Below are 19,025 nucleotides of genomic sequence, written 5' to 3'. Positions count from 1 at the left end.
CTCAACAAGGATCGTGCCGCGGCAAGGCTCGCAAAAGTCAGGAAGGCAAGCACGGCGCTTCGGTCACGATGCCGAGAATCTCGGTTCGAATAATTCGGCAAAATCGTATCGCCCTTCCGGCTCGCTGGAGAGGCAAACAGCTGGAGCTGCGCGTCGCGGTGGTTTGCGATGATCAGATGACGATCCGCCGGATCTGCGGCTGAAATCGCGATTGCCTCCTCTGTCATCAAGTCCCCTCTATATTTTAGGCGCCCGTCACAACAAAAAACTACAAACCGGGGACCGCGAAAATGGCAGAATGGCGCGGGGCGCAGACCAAGTGTCAGCAAGGGAGCTGAGCTGTGACGACTGAGTTGAGCCGGCGGGGACGTCGTATCGGGACCGGCTCGTTTGAACGATGGAGCGCCGGCAACTTCGCTGCGCGAAGCGACGGCGGAGCGATCGTCAGGATGAATCGTATCGCGCGAAAGGCGCAAGCGGGCGCACGCGGTGCGGAGATTGCGCTGCGTTCCCGCCATCCATGTCCGGGCAGCCGCTGACGGCGCCGTTCGGGGGTGACATGGAAGGTGATCGTTGGCCTCACGGCTCGCGCGACGGTGCCGGTCGCAATCTGACGGGCTTGCGCAATCGCGTGTCCGAATTCTTCGAAAGCCTCACCGGTGCAGAGCTCGCGCGTGAGACGCACAGACATCTGTGGGTCGCGGACTGGCTGCGGGTCGCAGACGACTACCGGTTGTTCGCCGAGTCCGCGCGCAGAGATGGTTCGGCCTGGATTGCGTCGGAAGCGGGGCTGTGTTCGCTCACGGCCCTCGAAGTCGCGCGAAGCTTGTCCTGTCCGGAGGACCCGGCGCTGGCCGGCCTCGCCGGCAAGGTCGGAGCCAACCTGAAAGCTTTCATGGACGGGTTCGGTCCGGCGATCGAGCGCGTCGAGATCGATGGCCTCGATCGGGGCCCGCTGTCCGGTTTCTTCGTGCCGGCGTCGCGTGGCGGACCTTGCGCGCCCGCAATCATCTGCATCGGTGACGAGGACATCACGCTGGACTCGATGATGAGCCGGCTGTTGCCGGCCACACGCGGCGGGACCACGTCACTCCTCTTCCTCGCTGCCGGCGCCTCACCCGGTCGCCGCGGCGTGGAGCCGGAGCAAATGCTTCAGTGCTGGCTGGACTATCTGGAAGCGCGTCAGGATGTCGACGCGCAGCAGATCGCGGTCTATGGCGAAGGGACGGGCGCCAGTCGTGCCTCTCGCCTCGCCGTTTCGGACTGCCGGATAGCCGCCGCCGTGTGCGACGCGGGACTGTTGACCTCGGTCGCGCGTCGCGCATCGGTGCATTGGATGACCGGCGTCGATGATAGAGCCTCGAATGGCGAGTTGCCGCCGTCGCATCGGATCGCTTGCCCGCTTCTCATGGTGGTTGGCAGCCGCTCGATGCTGCGGGAGCGAGAGGCTCTCGAGTTACAGGCCACCTATTGGCGGGCCGGAGCCGATTGCTCGGTCGTTGTGCCGAACCGCATTCCGCACCCGCTGGGTGAGGTCGAGAATTTCATCGCCGCCGACAATTTCATTGTCCAATGGCTCGACAGCAAGTTTGGAGCGGCTCGTCAATTCGATCCCGTGACTTACCTCTAACGCGTCACGTGGACCTGTGAAGCGCCGGGGCCAGGCGGATCATGAAGTCTCGATCGCCAGCAATCGTGCCGCCAGCCGGGCGTTCTTGGCGATCGTCGCGAGCGTGGCGTTCAACTCGGCCAAGGTCGTTTCGTCGAGTTCATTGAACATGGTCGAGTTAAGGGCGAGCTTTCGCTTGGCCAGCTTTTCGATCTCCGTGGTCGCCTTTGCGGTGAGCGACATCAGAACGAAGCGGGCATCGTCCGGGGCGGCTCGTCGCGACAGAAATCCGCGCTTTTCGAGCGTCTTGGTTTGGTTGGTGACGAACGCGGGGTGGACCCGCAACTTATTCGCGATGTCGATGCCGGCGACGCCTCGCCCCTCATCGAGTTCGGTGATGGCCATCAGGATCAGCCATTGCGGCTGGGTGATGCCCAGCAGTCCGGCCCAGCTGGTGTGGATGTCCTCCAGCTGGGAGTGGATTTCGACGACGTTCCAAATGAAGTCCGTAATCGCCCTGTTGAGCTTCTTCTCGAGCACCCTGGCTTCCCTCGTTCGATTCCTTTGATCCCTTTTCCCGGATAGTAACGGGATATTGAGCAGGCGTCTCGCCTGTCGCGCACGAAGATGGCGTAGATGTTGCAGCCTGGAAGCGACCGACAATTCAGTGCTTGCAAAAATCAATTGATTAAATTACGTCTCAGCTACTCTCTCTTTGGCTCTTGACCTTGTCACGGCCGGCGACGTGAGAACCTCCAAAAAAGCCCTCGGGATGCCCCCTGAGGGCTTTTTCATTTATTTATGGCCTCGCAAGGACTGCTCTGTTGCCTTTGGGCCACATCCGCGCCGGAAACAACGATTTACCAAATCAACAAATTGAGGCGATTGTTTTTATAAACTATACGAAAGGAACGACGGAGGGGGGGCACCTCGCTGTCGTTTCAGTCCGGACCTTCAGTGCGGACCTGAATTGAACGGAAATCAAACTGGGTGAAGCGGCGTCCTCCGAGGAGCCGAGCCCCATGAAGCGACCTGGAGGTTTACGAATGAAGTTAACGAAGACGCTGTTTCTCGGCTCGGCAGCCGGCCTGATGGCCGTCTCCGGGGCGTTCGCAGCCGATCTGCCGGTGAAGGCCAAGGCGGTCGAATACGTCAAGATCTGCTCGCTGTACGGCGCCGGTTTCTACTACATCCCGGGCACCGACACCTGCATCAAGCTGGGCGGCTATCTGCGCGCCGACGCGAACTTGAACACCAACTCGGACTTCAACCCGAACCAGAGCGGTGTTGCCGGCGCCCGCAACCGCCTCGCCAACTACTACACCTTCCGTGCTCGTGAAGACCTCAACATCGACACGCGCACCGCGACCGAGTACGGCGTGGTCCGCACCTATTTCGATGCGGTCTTCACCTGGACGACCGGCAACTATTCCGGCACCGGTTCTGCGACGGGCGGCACCGCCTACAGCAGCACGCTGGCGCTCAACACCTCGGGTGCGACCCCGGCGCTGGTCGGTTCGTCGATCAACCCGACCGACGGCGGTACCTCGGGCGGTGCGCTCGGCGTGTATTATGCCTTCATCCAGTTCGCCGGCTTCACCATGGGTAAGGCCGTGTCGCAGTTCGATGCGCCCTGGACCAACTATCCGGGCAACATCACTGACAATCTCGTCGGCGGCAGTGGCACGGTCACTGGTGTCAACCAGTTCACCTATACCGCTGACTTCGGTCAGGGCGTGACGGCGTCGTTCTCGGCGGAAGACGCGACGGCATATTATCAGGCCGGCAACCTCAACATGTCCGGGGCCAGCGTGGGTGGCATGATCGGTGGTTCGTACGGCACCAACGCCATCGGCGGCTCCCGTTCGCCGAACCTCATTGGTCAGGTGCGTGTCGACCAGGCTTGGGGTCTCTTCCAGGCGTCGGTCGCTGCGCATGACAACCACGTTGCCTACTACGGCGCGAACGAGCTGACTGGCCACCCCGACGACAAGTGGGGTTGGGCGGTTCAGCTCGCTCTGTCGATCAAGAACATCCCGACCGGCGCGGGTGACACGATCAACATCCAGGGCGTCTACACCGACGGTGCGACCCGCTACAACTTCCAGAACCTGTCGGGCAGCACGTATTCGCTGTTCGGCGGCTCGGGCCTTGCGGGTGCCTATGGCAGCATCGGCTTCGCCAATGCTCCTGACACGGTGTACATCACCGGCTCGCAGCAGGAGACGGTCAAGACCTGGGGCTTCCGTGGCGCTTACACCCACAACTGGAATCCCAACTGGAACTCCGCGCTCTACGGTGCCTACGCTCAGGCCCAGTTCGGCACGCTTGCCAAGACCACGCTCTGCGGCGCTAGCGGTGCAGGCGGCGTGTTCGGCGGCCTCGCCGGTGTCACGGGTTGTAACCCTGACTTCGCGATCGGCCAGCTCGGTATCGTCACCCGCTGGACCCCGGTCAAGAACCTGACGTTCTCGGCCGACCTCTCCTGGACGCACCTCGACCAGAAGTATTCGGGTACGGTTGCCATCAGCCCGTCCGCCACGACCGCCAAGCCGCCTGCGGTTTACGAGCTGAAGGACCAGGACTCGATCGCCATGATCCTGCGCGCCCAGCGCAACTGGTAAGATCTTTCCAACCAGTGGAACGAACACCCGGCGGGAAACCGCCGGGTGTTTTTTTGTGTGCATTCTGCGTGACATCCGACGCCCCTCGTACGGACGGAGCGGAAGCGTAATCCGGGGCGCTGTAGAATGAGCGGTGCGATGCCGGACAACACTCGATCCGGGCTACGGCGCCCGACGGGCAAAACACCTGGATGTTTCCACATGCGGCGATGTCAATCCGTCCCCGCCAGAATATTCGACTTTACAGAAATTCGGATTTGTCGTATGTGTCGCCCATCCCGGCTCAGTCTTGAGGGGCGATCTGTGTCGTCACGTGTCGCGCGTCGGGTTGCGGTGGACGCGGCAGCGTCGGCACGAAGGGTGCGGGCAGGGCGGGTAGTCCCTGTGAGCTCGGAGCCGCGTGCGGACGAGCGGCGCTGAATGGTTCGTCTCGCCAGCATTTTTCCCGTGACGTCGACAGCGCGGGAAAACCCTGCGGCGAACATGCGAGCCGCGCGTACGGCAAAGTCGCGTAACGGCAATGAGCACTCTTAACTCTGTTCCGCCGTCAGCTGACGAAGACATCACGCAAAGCGATGACGTCGCCGCCGGTCAGGCTGACCTGGCAGGCGCAGAACTGACCTTGATCACGAAACTGGACGAGCCGTCGCTGATGTCGAAGCGGCTGTCGTTGAACGACGACGGCTCGCTGAATAGCGACGGCTCGAAATGTTGGATGAGCAAGGGCATTGCAGCGCGCGCACTCGCCGCCACGGCGGCTATGCTCGCCCGTATCATCGTCGCGTGTCGTTCCAATCAAGCGATCGCGCTCGGCTCGATGGCCAAGAACATCGCCGCTCCCGTTCACATCGTCACGAAAGACCGCATCAACGAGAATCCCGGTTGCATTGCCCGCACCCGCGACTTCATCAACTATCGGTCTGGCGTGCCGTCCTGGGTTTTGATTGATTTTGATACCAAGGGCATGCCTCCGGAAGTCAAAGTCAAGATCGATGCCAGCGGCGGCATGTGGGAGTGTCTGCTCAAGATCGCTCCTGGTCTCGCGCGCGCCGCTCGCGTCAGCCGCTCCAGCACGAGCGCTGGATTGAGCCGTGGCGATACTGGTGAGTTGATCCCCGGCTCAGACGGCGAACATCACTACTTGCTCGTCGCTGACGGTGGTGACATCGAGCGCTTCCGAGCGCAGGGCCGTGAGTTGCCGACGCATCTCCATGAGATCGAGAGTTTCGCAGTCTGACTGCCTTTTCAAATGAAACTCGCGCGAGAGCCCTATAGTCCAAACGAAGCCGCCGCGTCGAATATAATGGCGCGACGGCGTCGCATTGGGGACCCGGACCAAAGGGCAATGTCGGGCCGTGAGAAGCTAAACCTTCGTAGCTTCGCTGCAATCAAAGTCTGGAATTAAGCTTGATGTCGCGGTCGCGGGTTAATTCTGGAACAGCCGTGCTGCATGCTACAGCTCCCGTTACTTAGGTCGAAAAAGGGGACGACCTGGTCTACGCCGGGAAGGTCGACCACTGCTTCGACAAGGTCTCGGCACTCGGCTGAGGGGAAGGTGCGGCAGCCGTTCTTCAAGCGGCTGCGCGAGGATGTTTGAGACGGTGCGTGCGATTGTCGTCGTCATGGCCGCGAGGAAGGGCGACTTCGTCTATCCCGATTCTCGGTATGCAGGTCGCCGTAGACACCGAGCATCATTTGATCGTGCTGGGGAGCGATTGCAGTATCGCTACACAAGCAAAGAAGACGGCAAGATGCTGCGGCGTTACTGGACCACAGCCTGTCAAAATTGTTCACTCAAATCGCATACACGACCGGGCCGGAGCGGCGGATTACGTGTTGGGAGCATGAGCATCTGCTCAAGGTTGTGCAGCAGCGGCTCGATGCAAACCCACAAGCCATGCGCCAACGTCGCGAGACGGTCGAGCATCCGTTCGGCACGATGAAGGCTCGCATGGGAGCGACGCACTTCCTCACCAAAACTCTTCCAAAAGTAGCTGCCGAGATGGGCTCTCTCGGTCCTCGCCTACAATCTGACACGGGCCATGAACATCGTCGGGATCAAGCCGCTGATGGCCGCGATCGCGGCCTGAGAACGAACCGGTCCTGGCTTCTCTCCGACCTCGCTGGCTGGGAAGGGTGTTTTTACACGGCCAAGACCCAAAGCGGACAATCTCCAAGTGGATTGCTGGTTCGAAAAACGGCACGCTATCTTCCCAGCACAGCGTTCTGGCCGCGTCAACTGCCGAGGCGAATCGCGCACTGATAGCAGCACACGACTGTTGCCACATAGAGCGCGGCGCTTACCTAAAGGACCTCTACTCGAACTTGTGCCACACCTCGATCAGTAATTCCTAAGCCGCGTGCAGCGCCAAGGGAGAGGTCCAGCACGCGGTCGCGAATCCACGGTCCGCGGTCTGCAATACGAACTATTACCGACCTGCTACTCGCAATGTCGGTGACGCGAACCCGAGTTCCGAAGGGAAGACTTCGATGGGCCGCCGTCATTTCCTCGCGATTGTAGAGCGACCCGCTAGCTGTTTTACCCTTTGTATAAGAATAGAAGGACGCTTTTCCGGTGAAGACTTTATTGAACGATTTGGAAGGCCGGGGATTGTCTGGCGTCCGCGTCCATAGTGGCCCTGCCGGAATATGCTCAGGAGGACTCTGTTTTTGCTCCTTCTCTTCAGGAGCAGGTTCAGCATGTGCCTTCGGAATAATAGACCATCTTTCGTCGAAGCTTTGTGCTGAAGCATACGGAGACTGCAAGCAAGCAGCTAAGGACGCTATCGCGATTTCTGCAAACAGAAGACGCATGATCAACTCCACTCACTGAAAAATACAAAAAATCAATGATTTTTACCAAGCGGCGTTCCCGAGGGTGCAGAGCAGCATACAACGGAACAGCGTCAATTTGGGACGTTTTTTGAGTAGGTCGGAACTCTGTGGCGCAGATTATGCGCCGAGCGTCAGCGTCTAGCCCGAATGCGAAGTTTAGGCGGCGTCCTCAGTGGTCGGCCCATCGGGGTAGACCGGATCCAACCGGGCGTGAAATCTTCGACGCCCTGGACGGAAGGCGGACATCATCGTCCCCTGGACGACGGCCACGGCCAAAATTGCGAAGGAGAACAAAGAGCATTCCGCTCGTGATGATCGCCTCCAATCCGCCGCAGGCCGAGCTTGTTCCAAGCCTTTAAAGGCGCGAAACCTGCCGACTTGCCGATTGAGCAACTGACCGAGGTTGATCTCGTCATCATAGCAAAACTGCAAAGTCACTCGGAATTGCGGTCTCCCCAGCGTTGCTCGCACGAGCCGACCAAGTGATCGAATACGCTGCAGCGTCTCTAGTGATGGCCCATCGCTCATTTGCTGCAATTGCACAAAGGTGGCCGGTGTTGGGGCAAACCGGACATCGAGGAGGTTTATGAGTACGCGGCCTTAAATGGGCTGCGCGCTGCCCAGATCGCGCGCTCCTTTCAAAGCATTCCAATCAAAATAAAGAGCCCAACCTCCAGGAAAGTGACGCTCACTCTGACATTCTCGACTGACCTCGCCTGGACCCACCTCGACCAGAAGTACGCTGGTACGGTGACCACGGCCGCTCTGATCGGCGTCCCGGCCAAGCCGGCCGCGACCTACGAGCTGAAGGACCAGAACTCGGTTGTCCTGCTCCTTGTGTCCAGAAAATCTGCCAGAATGTGCGAACGGGCGGTTCTCGCAAAACCGCCCGTCGCTGGATCTGAGCCCGTTCGTGCTCAAAGGCCTTGAGCCTGTCGGGGAGCGAGGGACAGATCCGGTGGTCTTCCTCAACCCGAACAGTTGCATGGGCTTCGAGCCCGAACCGAGCAAGGAAGGGAGTAGATGATGGCACAAAACGACGTCCTTGTCGCTGGCATCGACGTGGCCAAGGACAAGGTGGATGTGTGCATTCGCTCATTGTCACAACGGCAGACGTTCGCGAGCAGCCCAGAAGGTCGGCGAGCGCTGATCCGCTGGCTTCGCAAGCACAAGGTCGGCAAAGCCGCCATGGAGGCTTCCGGTGGTTATGAGCGGGAGTGGGCCAAGGTGCTACGCCAGGATGGTATCGAAGGCTTGGTGGTGGATCCAAAGCGGGTGCGCAACTTCGCCAAATCGGCTGGACAGCTCGCCAAGAACGATCCGATCGATGCGGAGATGATTGCCTGGTTCGCCGAGACCTTCATTGAGGCAAGGGGGCAAGCCTACGATGCGGCACGCGAGAAGCTGGCGCAGATCGTGAGTGCGCGCCAGGCTCTGATTGACGTGCAGACGAGCTTGCGAAACAGGACGGAGCATTCCACTCCTGACGTCGTGCAGAAGATGCAAAATCGCCTGCTGAAGCGGCTCGCCGCCGAAATTGCCAAGCTGGAAGCAGCGATCGCAGCCCTGATCAAGACCACACCGCGTTTTGCCGAACTCGCCGAGATCATCGAGAGCGTACCAGGTCTTGCCGGGGGCACATCCGCCGGACTGATCGGGGCGATGCCGGAACTCGGCCAGATAGGCAACAAAGTGGCCGCGGCCCTGCTGGGTGCTGCGCCTTATGACGACGACAGCGGCAAACGTCGGGGCGTCCGTCATATCCAGGGCGGACGCCGCAAGGTCCGCAACGTCTTCTACATGGCGTCCATGGGAGCCGCGACCCGGCATAACCCCGTGCTCAAGGCCTTTTACGATCGCCTGATCGCCAAAGGCAAGGAGCCGAAGGTTGCGCTCACCGCCTGCATGCGCAAGCTGATCGTGATCCTGAACGTCATGATCGCACGCGGCGAGAAATGGGACGCCGGCCGGTACGAAGTGAGCAACTCCGCTCGGCTTCCGCCGAGCGCTTGCACGCCCTGAAGACCGGCGAGCGGACGGGGTCAAGGCCGGAAGCCGCCGGAGGCGGTGGCGCGCCAGCGCCAGCCTTGAGGCCGGCCGATCGCCGGGCTACTTCAACACAGTTTCCCCGCCCAGCGTGACTGGTGATCCCAGCACTGAGATCAGGAAGTATGGAGCTCATCTGAGCAAAGTTGACGTCCAGGGAAGGTCTCCGCCGTGCCCAGCGGAGACCCATTCCGTTGCAGCAAGTTGGCACGAAACGATGGGAGAGCGTAGCTTGGTGCCGGGCGTCTTCCGCCCGCACCTGTGGTCGCCTTCATTCTTGAACTCGGCTTCCGCGATCTCTCTCAATCGTTCATCGTTTTCAACGGAGTATCCATGACATTCTCCTTGGATCTGTATTGGACGAATTCTGACCGGCGTTCGGTACCGCCGACTACTGGAGTCCCGGGGGCAGGTCTTTATTTTGGCCCGGAGGGGCATTGCCGTTCCCTGAAGTAGTGGTCATCTGCGATGCACCGTGCGGCTGCCCGCCCGGGTTCGCACTTGTTAATGCTGCACCATGCACCTGCTCTAGTTCTTTCTCACTGAGTTCTCTCAGCGTGCGTCTGTCTTGCATGATGTTCTCCTTGCTTTGCTTGAAAGCGAACTGCTCTCGCGCGTTCGGCCCCGCAATACTCTCGCGAGAAACAGGCGCCTGCAATTCAGCGTTGGCTTTACGTCTTTCGATTTACGTCGTTCGGCAATCGGGACTCTAGCCCGCTATCGCCTGCACTCGGGATGGGAACGACGCAATCCGAATGCGCGCGCTCGCGCCGTGAAACAAGGTGAGTCGGGCAATCAGGCCACAGATTTAACAGCCGTAAGTAGGTAGCCAAGTCGCATTGATCATGACGCCCGCTTTTGGGCCGGCCCCTAGCTGCCTCTCTGCTTCTACCTGTTAACGGCGGCTTGCGAAGCGCGAACGGACCAAGGACGAATATGACCGTGACGCCCGGATGTGACCCATTACAGACTCTGTGGCGGGAGTGAAATCGCGTAGCGAGCCCGCATGAGGGAGGACGCGAGCACCCGCAGCGGAGCGATTACCATTTTGCTAAATGTCGGGTTGACGCGACGGATCCCTTGTGCGCTTCTGTTTGGAAACGGCGGCTGCGCTGTTGAGTTCGTTTGAGGGCGACTTTGGCCATTTCTCCAACGTCCCTTGAAATTGCTCAATACTGATTTTGATTCCACCGTTCGGAAGTCTGGTGCGTTGCTGCCGACGAGAGCGCTTTTCGTTGTGCACCAAAGTCGGGCAGGCGCAAATCCTGGAGCACGTTTGGAAACGTGCGACATGCAGTCTCCGCGGGTCGACTTAATGGCAGCGTTCTGGAGTCGCACCATTGCATCTCGGGCGGCGATTGATCGCGCGCAAACGGCGCCTTCCGGTGAACCATCCAGACGAGACTTCCCGAGTTAGGCTGCCCTTCGATAATGACCTTACCCCCATATGTGGAACGGCCCGCGTGGCAAGAGCTTTTTCAGTCGATTTCACACATAGGTATCCATCCGGGCTAGACCGCGGACAGGAGCTCACCGATCCCAGCGCTTGAGGAGCTCGGGGTCGTCCTTGTGCATCCTGATGAGCTCGGTCAGGTTCTCGATGCCGAAGTCGGTGAACGCCATGACCTGGTCGTCACCTATGCCGTAAACCCAGATGACGCCATCCTCAGTGTCCATTCCGTTGGCCACGTCCCAGAGCCAGTCCTCGTCTTCGCCGAGGTCTTTTGCGACGCGAGCGATGGTGAAGACGGCGTGAACCTTGTTGACGTGCATGGCTACGCCGCCGGGGCGGAGGACCTCGGCGCAGGAGGCGTCCAGTTCCAGGGCAGCAACTCGCGCAGGCGGTTCTGCGGCATGTCGGCGATGCGCGCGAAGACGTCGGCAAGCCAGGCTTTCGGGTCGATGTCGTTGAGACGCGCCGTCATGAGAAGCGTGGCCATCACGGCAGCCCGCTCGGCGCCGCGATCAGAACCGGCGAACAGCCATGCCTTTCTTCCCAGAGCAAAACCGCGCAACGCTCGCTCCGCTGCATTGTTCGTCATGCAGATCCGTCCGTCGTGGACAAGGCGGGCAAAGCCCTCCCAGCGGTTGAGCAGATAGTTGATCGGCTTAATCACGTTGGACGAGCGTGAGAGCCGGGCAGATTCCGCTCGGAGCCAAGCCTCAAGGTCGGTCAGCAGTGGCGCGCTTCTCTCCCGGCGGATCTGCAGCCGCTCCTCAGCGCTCAGCCCATAGATGTCGCGCTCGATCTCGAACAATTGGTCAATCCGACGAACCGCTTCCAGCGCAATGGGCGAGATCGCGGTCGCCGATCTTCCGCGGCGAGCGTTCTGGGCGATGTCGGCAAGTTCGAAGAACGCCCTCCGTCCATGTGCCCAACAGAAGGCGGGCGTGACAGCCGCGTCGACCCGCAGCAGGGGCATTGCGTCGGAGCCGGCAGGATGACGCGTTCTCGCTCGATGTCGTCGGGGAAGGGCTGACGCACCGGCCGCTTGCGCTCAAACGAACGCACCGTCTGCGTCTTCTCGGCCGCCTTCTCGGCGGCCAGCTCATCCTCGGTGCCCCCGCCTCGAGTTCCTCAAGCTCTAGCTCCAGCTGATCGAGCAGCCGCGCCGACCGCTCGGAGCGTGCGCCATATATCGTGCGTCGTAGCTTCTCGATCTCGAGCTTGAGGTGGGCAATCAGCGCTTCGGTGCTCGATTGCTTCGCCTGGGCATTGGCCGCTTCAGCAAGCCTGGCTTCCGCCGCAAGCCTGGCCGCGCGCTCGGATCGGGCGGCAGGTCGGCGCTGGAGTCCATAGCCAGATGGAATCACATTCGCGGCCAAACTCAAATAACAAAGTCTCAGCCCACACTGGTCGGACGCCAGGACTCCTGGGGATTGCGCCAGTCGATGCCGGACAACAGATAGCTCATCTGCGCCTGCGAGATCGACACTACGCCGTCCGCCAGCGACGGCCAGACAAAACGACCTCTCTCGAGTTTTTTCGTAAACAGGCATGCTCCCTGGCCGTCATGCCAGATCACTTTCAATAGATCGCCTCTGCGTCCGCGGAAGCAGAACAAATGACCACTCAGCGGATCGCGGCGCAGCACCTCTTGCACCTGCAGTGACAATGAGGCGAAGCCTTTACGCATGTCGGTGTGGCCCGTCGCCAGCCACACCCGAACTCCCGTAGGAACCGGAATCATCGCGGATCCAAAACCTCGATGATCCGGCGAAGCGCCTCAACGTCAACGCCCGCATCAACAATGACCCGCCGCCTGCCGGTTAGCTCGATCTCGATCCGACGCTCCGTCGAATGTACGGTCGCGCTCTCCGATGACGCCGCCACCGACGCCGCGGGCACCCCCTCGGCCACAACTGCCCTGACAAAGCCAGCCTCGGATTTGGTCCCCGTCGCCGCGAAGGCTCTTCGCCAGGTCACCAATAGAGAACGCGACAAGCCGTACCGCCGGGCTGTCGCCGCAACCAGGCGCGGCTCGGATAGGCTCTCCAAAACAATCCGCGCCTTCTCTTCCTCAGACCAACGCCGCCGCCGGCCCGTATCAACCACTTCCAGTCGATTCAACGTACTGATCGTATGGCTGTCCATACGTACAGTTCTCAACCATCAGGCCAGCCCGCCGCAAGGCGTCTCTCCTCGGAGGCTTACACACATAGGAACGGTGCGGTCATATGTCCGGCCTTTGCGCGCGGCACATGGCCGCTGGCCTCGATGAGATCCGCGGAAGAGGAGCAAAATCAAGTTTACGCGTTTGAGCGCATTGGGGGCAGTAGCTTCACTCGTTTCGGGATGTCGTCCCATGGGTTCATCGGCTGTTGTTGCACCTTGCCCTCTGCCGGCCTGCGCCGGTCAGATCGCTTTGGCGGTCCTGTGTCTATCAGACGGCGGCCGCGGCAGTCAGCGGGTCGGGACGTCGGTACGTCCCGCCCTTGTTCAGAAGCGCCCAGATGATCCGCGCCGTCTTGTTGGCCTGCGCGACCGCGGCAACCTTGAAGGGCCGTCTGGCGAGAAGCGCCTTCAGCCACGCCGCGCCCGAGCGTCGTTTCGGACAACCCGCAAGACGGCCGTCGCCCCGACAACGAGCAGAGAGCGGAGTTCCGGATTTCCCATCTTCGATATTCCTCCCAGTCGCTCTTTGCCTCCGCTTGAATGAGGCCGCGGCGTCAATCCCAGCCAGGCGGCAAAGTGGCGAGCCGACTTGAACCCGCCGGGATCCGGCACGAGCGCCTTGATGGTCGCCGCCGTGATGGCGCCGACGCCAGGTATCGTGGTCAACCGACGCATGTCCTCGTCGTGCTTGGTCTCCACAACAATCGCGCGCTCGAGTCTCTCGATTTGGTCGGCTGAAGCTTCAATCTCGTCGGCAATAGCCCTCAGCGCGAAGCGCGCTGCTGCGGGCAGGCGAGCATCTGTCTCATCCCGTACGATTGCGACCAGCGCCTCAATCTTTGCCAGGCCAGCGGTGGCGATGATGCCCAATTCGGCCAGATGCGCGCGCAACGCGTTAACCGCCTGCGTTCGCTGCCGCACTAGAAGAGCGCGGGTCTTCAGCACCATCGCGGCAGCCTGTTGCTCGGCCGTCTTGATCGGGACGAAGCGCATGGTCTTGCGGATCACCGCTTCGCTGATGGCCTCTGCGTCCGCCGCATCCGTTTTGCCTCGCTTTACGAAGGGTTTGACATAAGCCGGCGGAATGAGCCGCACCTCATGACCGAGAGCTGCGATCTCGCGCGCCCAATAGTTGGCGCTACCGCAGGCTTCCATCCCCACCAGGCATGGTGGCAGTTTCTCGAAGAAGCGCAGAACCTCGCTGCGCCGCAATTTCCTGTTGAACACGGGCGAGCCCCCCGCATCCGCGCCGTGAACTTGGAAAACGTGCTTGGCCAAATCTAACCCGATGGTGCTAACCTGTTTCACGGAACGGTCCCTCCTTTGTGGCGTTCGAACAACGACCACGTTCTAGCACTTTGATGCTGTTGGAGCGGGCCGTTCCACCACATCAAGTTTTATCCATTCCTGAGTTCGCCCCGGTCGTTGGATTTGCCCATTTGGGCGGTGGCAGCGACGGGAGCTGGCGCGGAGCCCTCAGCATAGCGCAGCGCCAGATCCCGTCGCGGGTTGCAGGTGACGTTCGCTCATTCCGTAGACGTCCACGAGATGGGCGACAGCTTTCCGCTTGGCAGCGGGCATCACCATTTCTTTCCCAGGAGATCTTTCAAGGCCGCATTGTCCAGCATGGCGTCGGCCAAGAGCCGCTTCAGTCGTGTGTTCTCGTCCTGCACGGTCTTCAGCCGCTTGGCCTCCGACACCTCCATCCCGCCGAATTTTGCCTTCCATTTGTAGATGCTGGCGTCACTGACGCCATGCTTGCGGCACAGATCGGCGACCGAAACGCCAGCTTCGTGCACCTTCAAAATCCCGATGATCTGCTCTTCCGTAAAGCGACTGCGCTTCATGCTCTGGTCCTTATGTGGGCCAGAGCGAACTTCAAACTGGATTAAGCCCGTGGGGCAAGGTCAATAAGAAAATAGGGCTTCCAAAACTGTGTGGGTCTCCTATGTAGCGGACCCCCGCTAGCGATTCTGCAATTTTACGCGCCGGACTACGATCTTCTACGATTCTGTACCGGCCTGGTCTCAACCTGGAAGGCTACGCCCCTGTTTATCCAGCTCTAAGAAGGAAGGAATGACGGCTTCATCCCGTTGGCAGTCCTCACTGCGCCTCAGATCGCTCGTCAACGTCCTTGCTATTCGCAGAATTCGATCTGCTCGGCTACTTGTCTCAGGCCGGTGTGCCACATTTATTCGAGTCATTTGCAAGCTTTTAAGGCTCTCGTTGATGCGCTTTTCGTTATCCACGTCCAAATGAGCCGTGCCCTCGTCCAGAAACAGAATGCTAGGTTGCCGATAAAGCGCCCGCGCGAGCATTAGTCGCTGTTTCTGTCCACCTGATAACGAGCTACCCATGTCTCCGATTAGGCTGTTGTAGGTCATGGCCATCGCCATGATCTCGTCGTGTATACCCGCCAGGCGCGCGCATTGAATCATTCGGACTTCGTCGAAGGACGCATCAAAAAAGCAAATATTATCGGCAATAGAGCCTGAGAGTAGTTGATCCTCCTGCATCACTGCGGCCACGTGCTCACGATAGGCTCTTCCACCAATCGTCGAGAGAGGAACATCGTCAATCAATACCTCCCCGCTTGTCGGTTCCAGCAAACCGAGCATGATCTTGACAAGGGTCGTCTTGCCTCCGCCCGAAGGACCCATAATCGTGATGAATTCCCCAGGTTCAATGATAAAGCTGACGTCTTCAAGTACAAAAGGATCCGTTTCGGCATATTGGAAAGAGACTTTTCGTAATTCGATCCGGCCCTGAACGCGCGGGGTATAGGCCAACGGTCTGTCATGGCCCCGCTCAAGCGGGCTCAGGGCAATATCAGCCAAGCGCTCGAGATGTAATTCGATGATTCGGAAATCAAGAATCTTTTCGATGAACTGAACAGCCTTCTCGATAAACTGCTGCTTATAGCTAATAAAGGCGAAGATCATACCGATGGTCAGATGGTTGCCTAGAGCCAGTTGGACGGCAAGGTAAATGGTGAGAATATTCTCAAGACCAAACAGCGCGTCGTTGATACCTGTGAAAGCTATTTTGATGTGACCCAATCGAACGTTGGCGCTTACTACATCAGCATAACGGTTAAGCCACTGGGTCTCGCGGTCAGTCTCACGATTGAAGATCTTCAAGCTTTGGATCGCGCGCAGGGTCTCGATGAAGGTCGAGTTTTCATGGGCCTTAGCTTCTATCACGGCTAAGTTACGCTCTCGCAGCAAACGATAGAGACCTAGACGCACTGCCGCATAACCGGCAAACGTAACAAGTACTACCAATGCGAGTTGAGTGCTATAGACAAAGATCATTGCCAACGTTGCAACCGCCATTACCCCATCAATCGCGGCAGTTATCACCCCTTCTGCGAGTGCCGTGCGAATTGGTTCAATGGACGTGAAACGCGAGAGAACATCGCCGATATGCCGCTTCTCGAAATAGGCGACCGGCAATCTGATTAGGTGGTGAAACAGACGAGCGCCGATTTGGAAGTGCAACGCGTTCTGGACAACCAGAATAATCGAGGAGCGGATAATAGTGGAGGCGACCTTGATGGCTGTTAGGAGAGCGAATCCAAGAGCCAGCACTGTCATCAGATCGGCATCGCCCCTGGCGCTGACCTCATCGACACTAAGCTGGAGATAGAAAGGGCTTGCAATCACAAATGCTTCAAGAGCGATTGAAAGCACCAAAACCTGAGCAAGTGCATGTGTGTTACCGCGCAACTGTCTACAGAAGGTTGAAAATGGGAGGTGCGCTCTCTCGTCTTTGGGAAGAAATGACTCGGTTGGGGATAGCTCAAGAGCAACGCCGGTCAGATGCTTGGAGGCTTCTACCGTCGGAAAGAACCTCTCTCCCAAAGCGGGGTCATGCACCACAATACCTCGCCTCGTTGTCGACTTCAGGACCACGAAATGGTTCATGTCCCAGTGCACGATCGCGGGGAGGTGCAGGTCCCTGATCTTACTGAGCTCATAGCGCAGAGGGCGACCAGCTAGTTGCATCTGGCTAGCCAGCTGAATTAAGGCTCTTAGCGTCACACCCTTTAGCGACACGGGATAGCGCCGCCGCAGCGTGTTCAGATCGATCTGGTGGCCATGATAAGAACTTATCATAGCAATGCACGCGAGACCGCATTCTGCTGCTTCTGTTTGTCGGATTACCGGCAGGTGATGCCTACGGTTTAGCACATGCACCATGATCGCATCCCGGGATTGACATTCTCACGCTGAGCAATGGATCAAGCAACCATCTGATCAGAGATCGTCTTTCAAGAATGATGTCTGCTTTCAAAAGCATGTCGGCCTGAAGCCGTATGCGCTTTCCATAGGCGTCAATATCTGGGCGATCGAGTCTCGCCGTGACCCGGTACGCAGGCTCCTTGAGCTCAATGGGTGCGGAGGTCTCAGCGCGCGTCAACATCGTCTGTGAGACTTCACTTACGCGGCCGCGATATGTACCGAACTGCTGATAGGGGAACGACTCATATAGTATTCTGACGTCCTGCCCTGGCTGAACAAAGCCTATGGCCTTGGCCGGAACAAACAGGTTTGCTTGCAGCTCGCTGTGGTCAGGGACGATCTGCATTTGCGGTCTTTGCGGATCCACGAATTGACCAACAGTTGCTTGTAGAATTGAGATGCGTCCCGCCGCTGGCGCTCGCACCTCGTACGCGCGGCGTCCACTAATTTCGGCTATGCGCTGCTCTGTTGTGGCAAGTGCGCTGCGCAGGTTCTGGATCTTTCCGGCCGTGACGGTCGGCAGCTGTTCGAGGGAAGAACGGGCTTCAGTAAGCTCATTCTGCCGAGTGGCTGCCTGCTGCTTCAAGGAGTCGAGCTTCTGCTTCTGTTCGAGCGCGGCGATCTCCCGCTTCTTATATTCCACGTCTGAGACTATGCCTCTGGCCGCCAGGTTCGTTACAGAGGAAACGAGTTCGCTGGACAACCGAATTTGTTCGCGCTGGTTCTCTATCTGAGCGTCGAATCGGGATAGTTCAGTTTCGAGGCTTGCAATTTTGGCTGATAGGCGCGCTTCCTCGGAGTTAATGCGGTCCTGCTCCGCGCAGATCTGATTTCGTAGCGATACTTGCTCCGCCCCCAGTGTGCCGAGCATGACATCGTTCACGTCCTGCCCATTGGCTGCAATCTGAGTAGTTTCGATGGTTAAAAGCCTCTGCCCTGTTTTGACCTCCTGTCCCTCTTTGACATGAACCTCTTTGATTGTACCCGATTTTGAAGCGAATATCTTCGCCGTGCCGGCGATCGGGGTCAGGTACCCCGCCACGGTCTCCTTTCGAGCATATTGTCCGACAAACAGGAAGGCCGCCGTAAGTGCGACTACCGCCGCAATCAACCAGCTTATAACCTTCGTCGATCTCGTCTGGAGCAACGCGACCTGGCCCCACTGCCGATGGTCCTGTTGGAACTCAATTGCCTCCTGGCGAAATAACAGAAGCTGCGATGACACGGCTCCGGAACCCAATTCCTATGTACCTCGGGACACGTCTCTGCCGATCAGAGGCTATGTGGGAGAACTGAAATCCACTATTTGGTGGGCTTTCCGATCGACATAGCATCAATGACGGTCCTGTTATTCGTTATTACATCGAGTTGGCTCCCGCCAGTTTGTGTGATGGTTTGATCCGACGATCTCACAACGATCGCGATGTGGATGCTCTGGCCCGCCGAGACTCTGTCGATGTCCTGCTCGTTCAACTCATAGAGCGCGCCCTTATAAGCCATTGGGATTCTCCTGTTGAAGAGCCCGCTCCTCCGCAAGTGCGATCGGGGGAGCGGGCAATCACTTACCCGACCTGAATACCAGTATTGTTGTTGTTGATCTGGTAGATCCAGACGTCCTTGCTCTTGTTCACCACAGAAACGTTTGTCTGGTGGGCCCAAATATCTCCCGTTCTAAAGCTCCCCCCTCCACACACTGCATCCAGTTCCTTATCGGCCAACTCACGCATTCCATTGTTGCTAGTCATGGTCATTGCAGCCTCCTGTTTCAGTCGGTCTGACGCAATAGATTGCCCGTGTCGGCAATCTTCTTGCGACACAAAACCGTACGTAGATTTCAGTGTTGCGCAACGCTGCATGAGGTGTACGACATTTGAATGGTCCGATGAACAAGCTCACAGTGTGCGACGGTTGCCCCGAGAACGGCGGCATACGACCTTTGACCTAAAACGATTTGCATCCTGTTGCGATGCCGGTCCGGTGATGACTCTGCGACCAATCCACGCTGGGCCGGGCGTCTGCGTATCAGAGCGCTTGCGATCGGCTAAGTGGCC

At 58.9% G+C, this 19,025-nt stretch carries 13 protein-coding genes and 5 pseudogenes; 6 read left to right on the top strand and 12 right to left on the bottom strand.

What is annotated here, in order from left to right; translation table 11 throughout:
- Nucleotides 1–559: 559 nt before the first annotated feature.
- Nucleotides 560–1,630, top strand: a complete 1,071-nt coding sequence (locus tag P6U28_RS24030; RefSeq protein WP_407120062.1) for an alpha/beta hydrolase — start codon at nt 560–562, stop codon at nt 1,628–1,630.
- A 39-nt stretch (nt 1,631–1,669) separates the two neighbouring features.
- Here the strand turns inward: P6U28_RS24030 and P6U28_RS24025 are convergent, their stop codons facing one another.
- Complete coding sequence (locus tag P6U28_RS24025; protein ID WP_122401792.1) at nt 1,670–2,149, bottom strand: MarR family winged helix-turn-helix transcriptional regulator; 480 nt, start codon at nt 2,147–2,149, stop codon at nt 1,670–1,672.
- A 506-nt stretch (nt 2,150–2,655) separates the two neighbouring features.
- Here P6U28_RS24025 and P6U28_RS24020 point away from each other — a divergent pair.
- The 3 genes and pseudogenes from P6U28_RS24020 to P6U28_RS24010 form a co-directional block, all read left to right on the top strand.
- Nucleotides 2,656–4,233, top strand: a complete 1,578-nt coding sequence (locus P6U28_RS24020; protein ID WP_407120061.1) for a porin — start codon at nt 2,656–2,658, stop codon at nt 4,231–4,233.
- Between the two features lie 520 nt (nt 4,234–4,753).
- Nucleotides 4,754–5,470 carry a hypothetical protein gene (locus tag P6U28_RS24015; protein WP_407120060.1) on the top strand — a complete coding sequence of 239 codons (717 nt, stop codon included), beginning with the start codon at nt 4,754–4,756 and terminating at the stop codon, nt 5,468–5,470.
- Nucleotides 5,471–5,712: 242 nt separating this feature from the next.
- A pseudogene (locus tag P6U28_RS24010) lies at nt 5,713–5,830 on the top strand (DNA ligase); the annotation flags it as partial.
- Nucleotides 5,831–6,537: 707 nt separating this feature from the next.
- Here the strand turns inward: P6U28_RS24010 and P6U28_RS24005 are convergent.
- Complete coding sequence (locus tag P6U28_RS24005) at nt 6,538–7,047, bottom strand: septal ring lytic transglycosylase RlpA family protein (RefSeq protein WP_407120059.1); 510 nt, start codon at nt 7,045–7,047, stop codon at nt 6,538–6,540.
- A gap of 714 nt (nt 7,048–7,761) precedes the next feature.
- Between P6U28_RS24005 and P6U28_RS24000 the strand changes: the two are divergent.
- Nucleotides 7,762–7,920 (top strand): annotated as a pseudogene (locus tag P6U28_RS24000) (porin); the annotation flags it as partial.
- Nucleotides 7,921–8,091: 171 nt separating this feature from the next.
- On the top strand, nt 8,092–9,090 hold the full coding sequence (locus tag P6U28_RS23995; protein ID WP_122402735.1) for an IS110 family transposase: 999 nt from the start codon (nt 8,092–8,094) through the stop codon (nt 9,088–9,090).
- Between the two features lie 1,554 nt (nt 9,091–10,644).
- Here P6U28_RS23995 and P6U28_RS23990 read toward each other — a convergent pair.
- The 10 genes and pseudogenes from P6U28_RS23990 to P6U28_RS23945 form a co-directional block, all read right to left on the bottom strand.
- Nucleotides 10,645–10,887: a hypothetical protein gene (locus P6U28_RS23990; RefSeq protein WP_209296668.1), complete on the bottom strand. Its 243-nt coding sequence runs from the start codon at nt 10,885–10,887 to the stop codon at nt 10,645–10,647.
- Nucleotides 10,888–10,889: 2 nt separating this feature from the next.
- A pseudogene (tnpC, locus tag P6U28_RS23985) lies at nt 10,890–11,925 on the bottom strand (IS66 family transposase).
- A 32-nt stretch (nt 11,926–11,957) separates the two neighbouring features.
- On the bottom strand, nt 11,958–12,305 hold the full coding sequence (gene tnpB / locus P6U28_RS23980; protein ID WP_209296670.1) for an IS66 family insertion sequence element accessory protein TnpB: 348 nt from the start codon (nt 12,303–12,305) through the stop codon (nt 11,958–11,960).
- On the bottom strand, nt 12,302–12,709 hold the full coding sequence (gene tnpA / locus P6U28_RS23975; protein WP_209296671.1) for an IS66-like element accessory protein TnpA: 408 nt from the start codon (nt 12,707–12,709) through the stop codon (nt 12,302–12,304). The genes tnpB and tnpA overlap by 4 nt, the downstream gene beginning before the upstream one ends.
- A 289-nt stretch (nt 12,710–12,998) precedes the next feature.
- Nucleotides 12,999–14,038, bottom strand: a pseudogene (locus P6U28_RS23970) (IS110 family transposase).
- 189 nt (nt 14,039–14,227) lie between these two features.
- A pseudogene (locus P6U28_RS23965) lies at nt 14,228–14,577 on the bottom strand (transposase); the annotation flags it as partial.
- A 180-nt stretch (nt 14,578–14,757) separates the two neighbouring features.
- Nucleotides 14,758–16,932 carry a peptidase domain-containing ABC transporter gene (locus P6U28_RS23960; protein WP_407120058.1) on the bottom strand — a complete coding sequence of 725 codons (2,175 nt, stop codon included), beginning with the start codon at nt 16,930–16,932 and terminating at the stop codon, nt 14,758–14,760.
- Entirely contained in the window at nt 16,910–18,199 is a 1,290-nt protein-coding gene (locus P6U28_RS23955) for an HlyD family efflux transporter periplasmic adaptor subunit (protein ID WP_407120057.1), read from the bottom strand. Before P6U28_RS23955 ends, P6U28_RS23960 begins: the two co-directional genes overlap by 23 nt.
- Before the next feature lie 77 nt (nt 18,200–18,276).
- Complete coding sequence (locus tag P6U28_RS23950) at nt 18,277–18,474, bottom strand: hypothetical protein (RefSeq protein ID WP_407120056.1); 198 nt, start codon at nt 18,472–18,474, stop codon at nt 18,277–18,279.
- Between the two features lie 62 nt (nt 18,475–18,536).
- Nucleotides 18,537–18,725, bottom strand: a complete 189-nt coding sequence (locus tag P6U28_RS23945) for a hypothetical protein (protein WP_407120055.1) — start codon at nt 18,723–18,725, stop codon at nt 18,537–18,539.
- Between the last annotated feature and the right edge of the window lie 300 nt (nt 18,726–19,025).

The sequence above is a fragment of the Bradyrhizobium sp. STM 3561 genome (assembly GCF_045571455.1).
Classification (GTDB): Bacteria; Pseudomonadota; Alphaproteobacteria; order Rhizobiales; family Xanthobacteraceae; genus Bradyrhizobium; species Bradyrhizobium vignae.
Note: the sequence above shows the minus strand (reverse complement) of the source record. Positions and strands in the feature narration are given on the sequence as shown.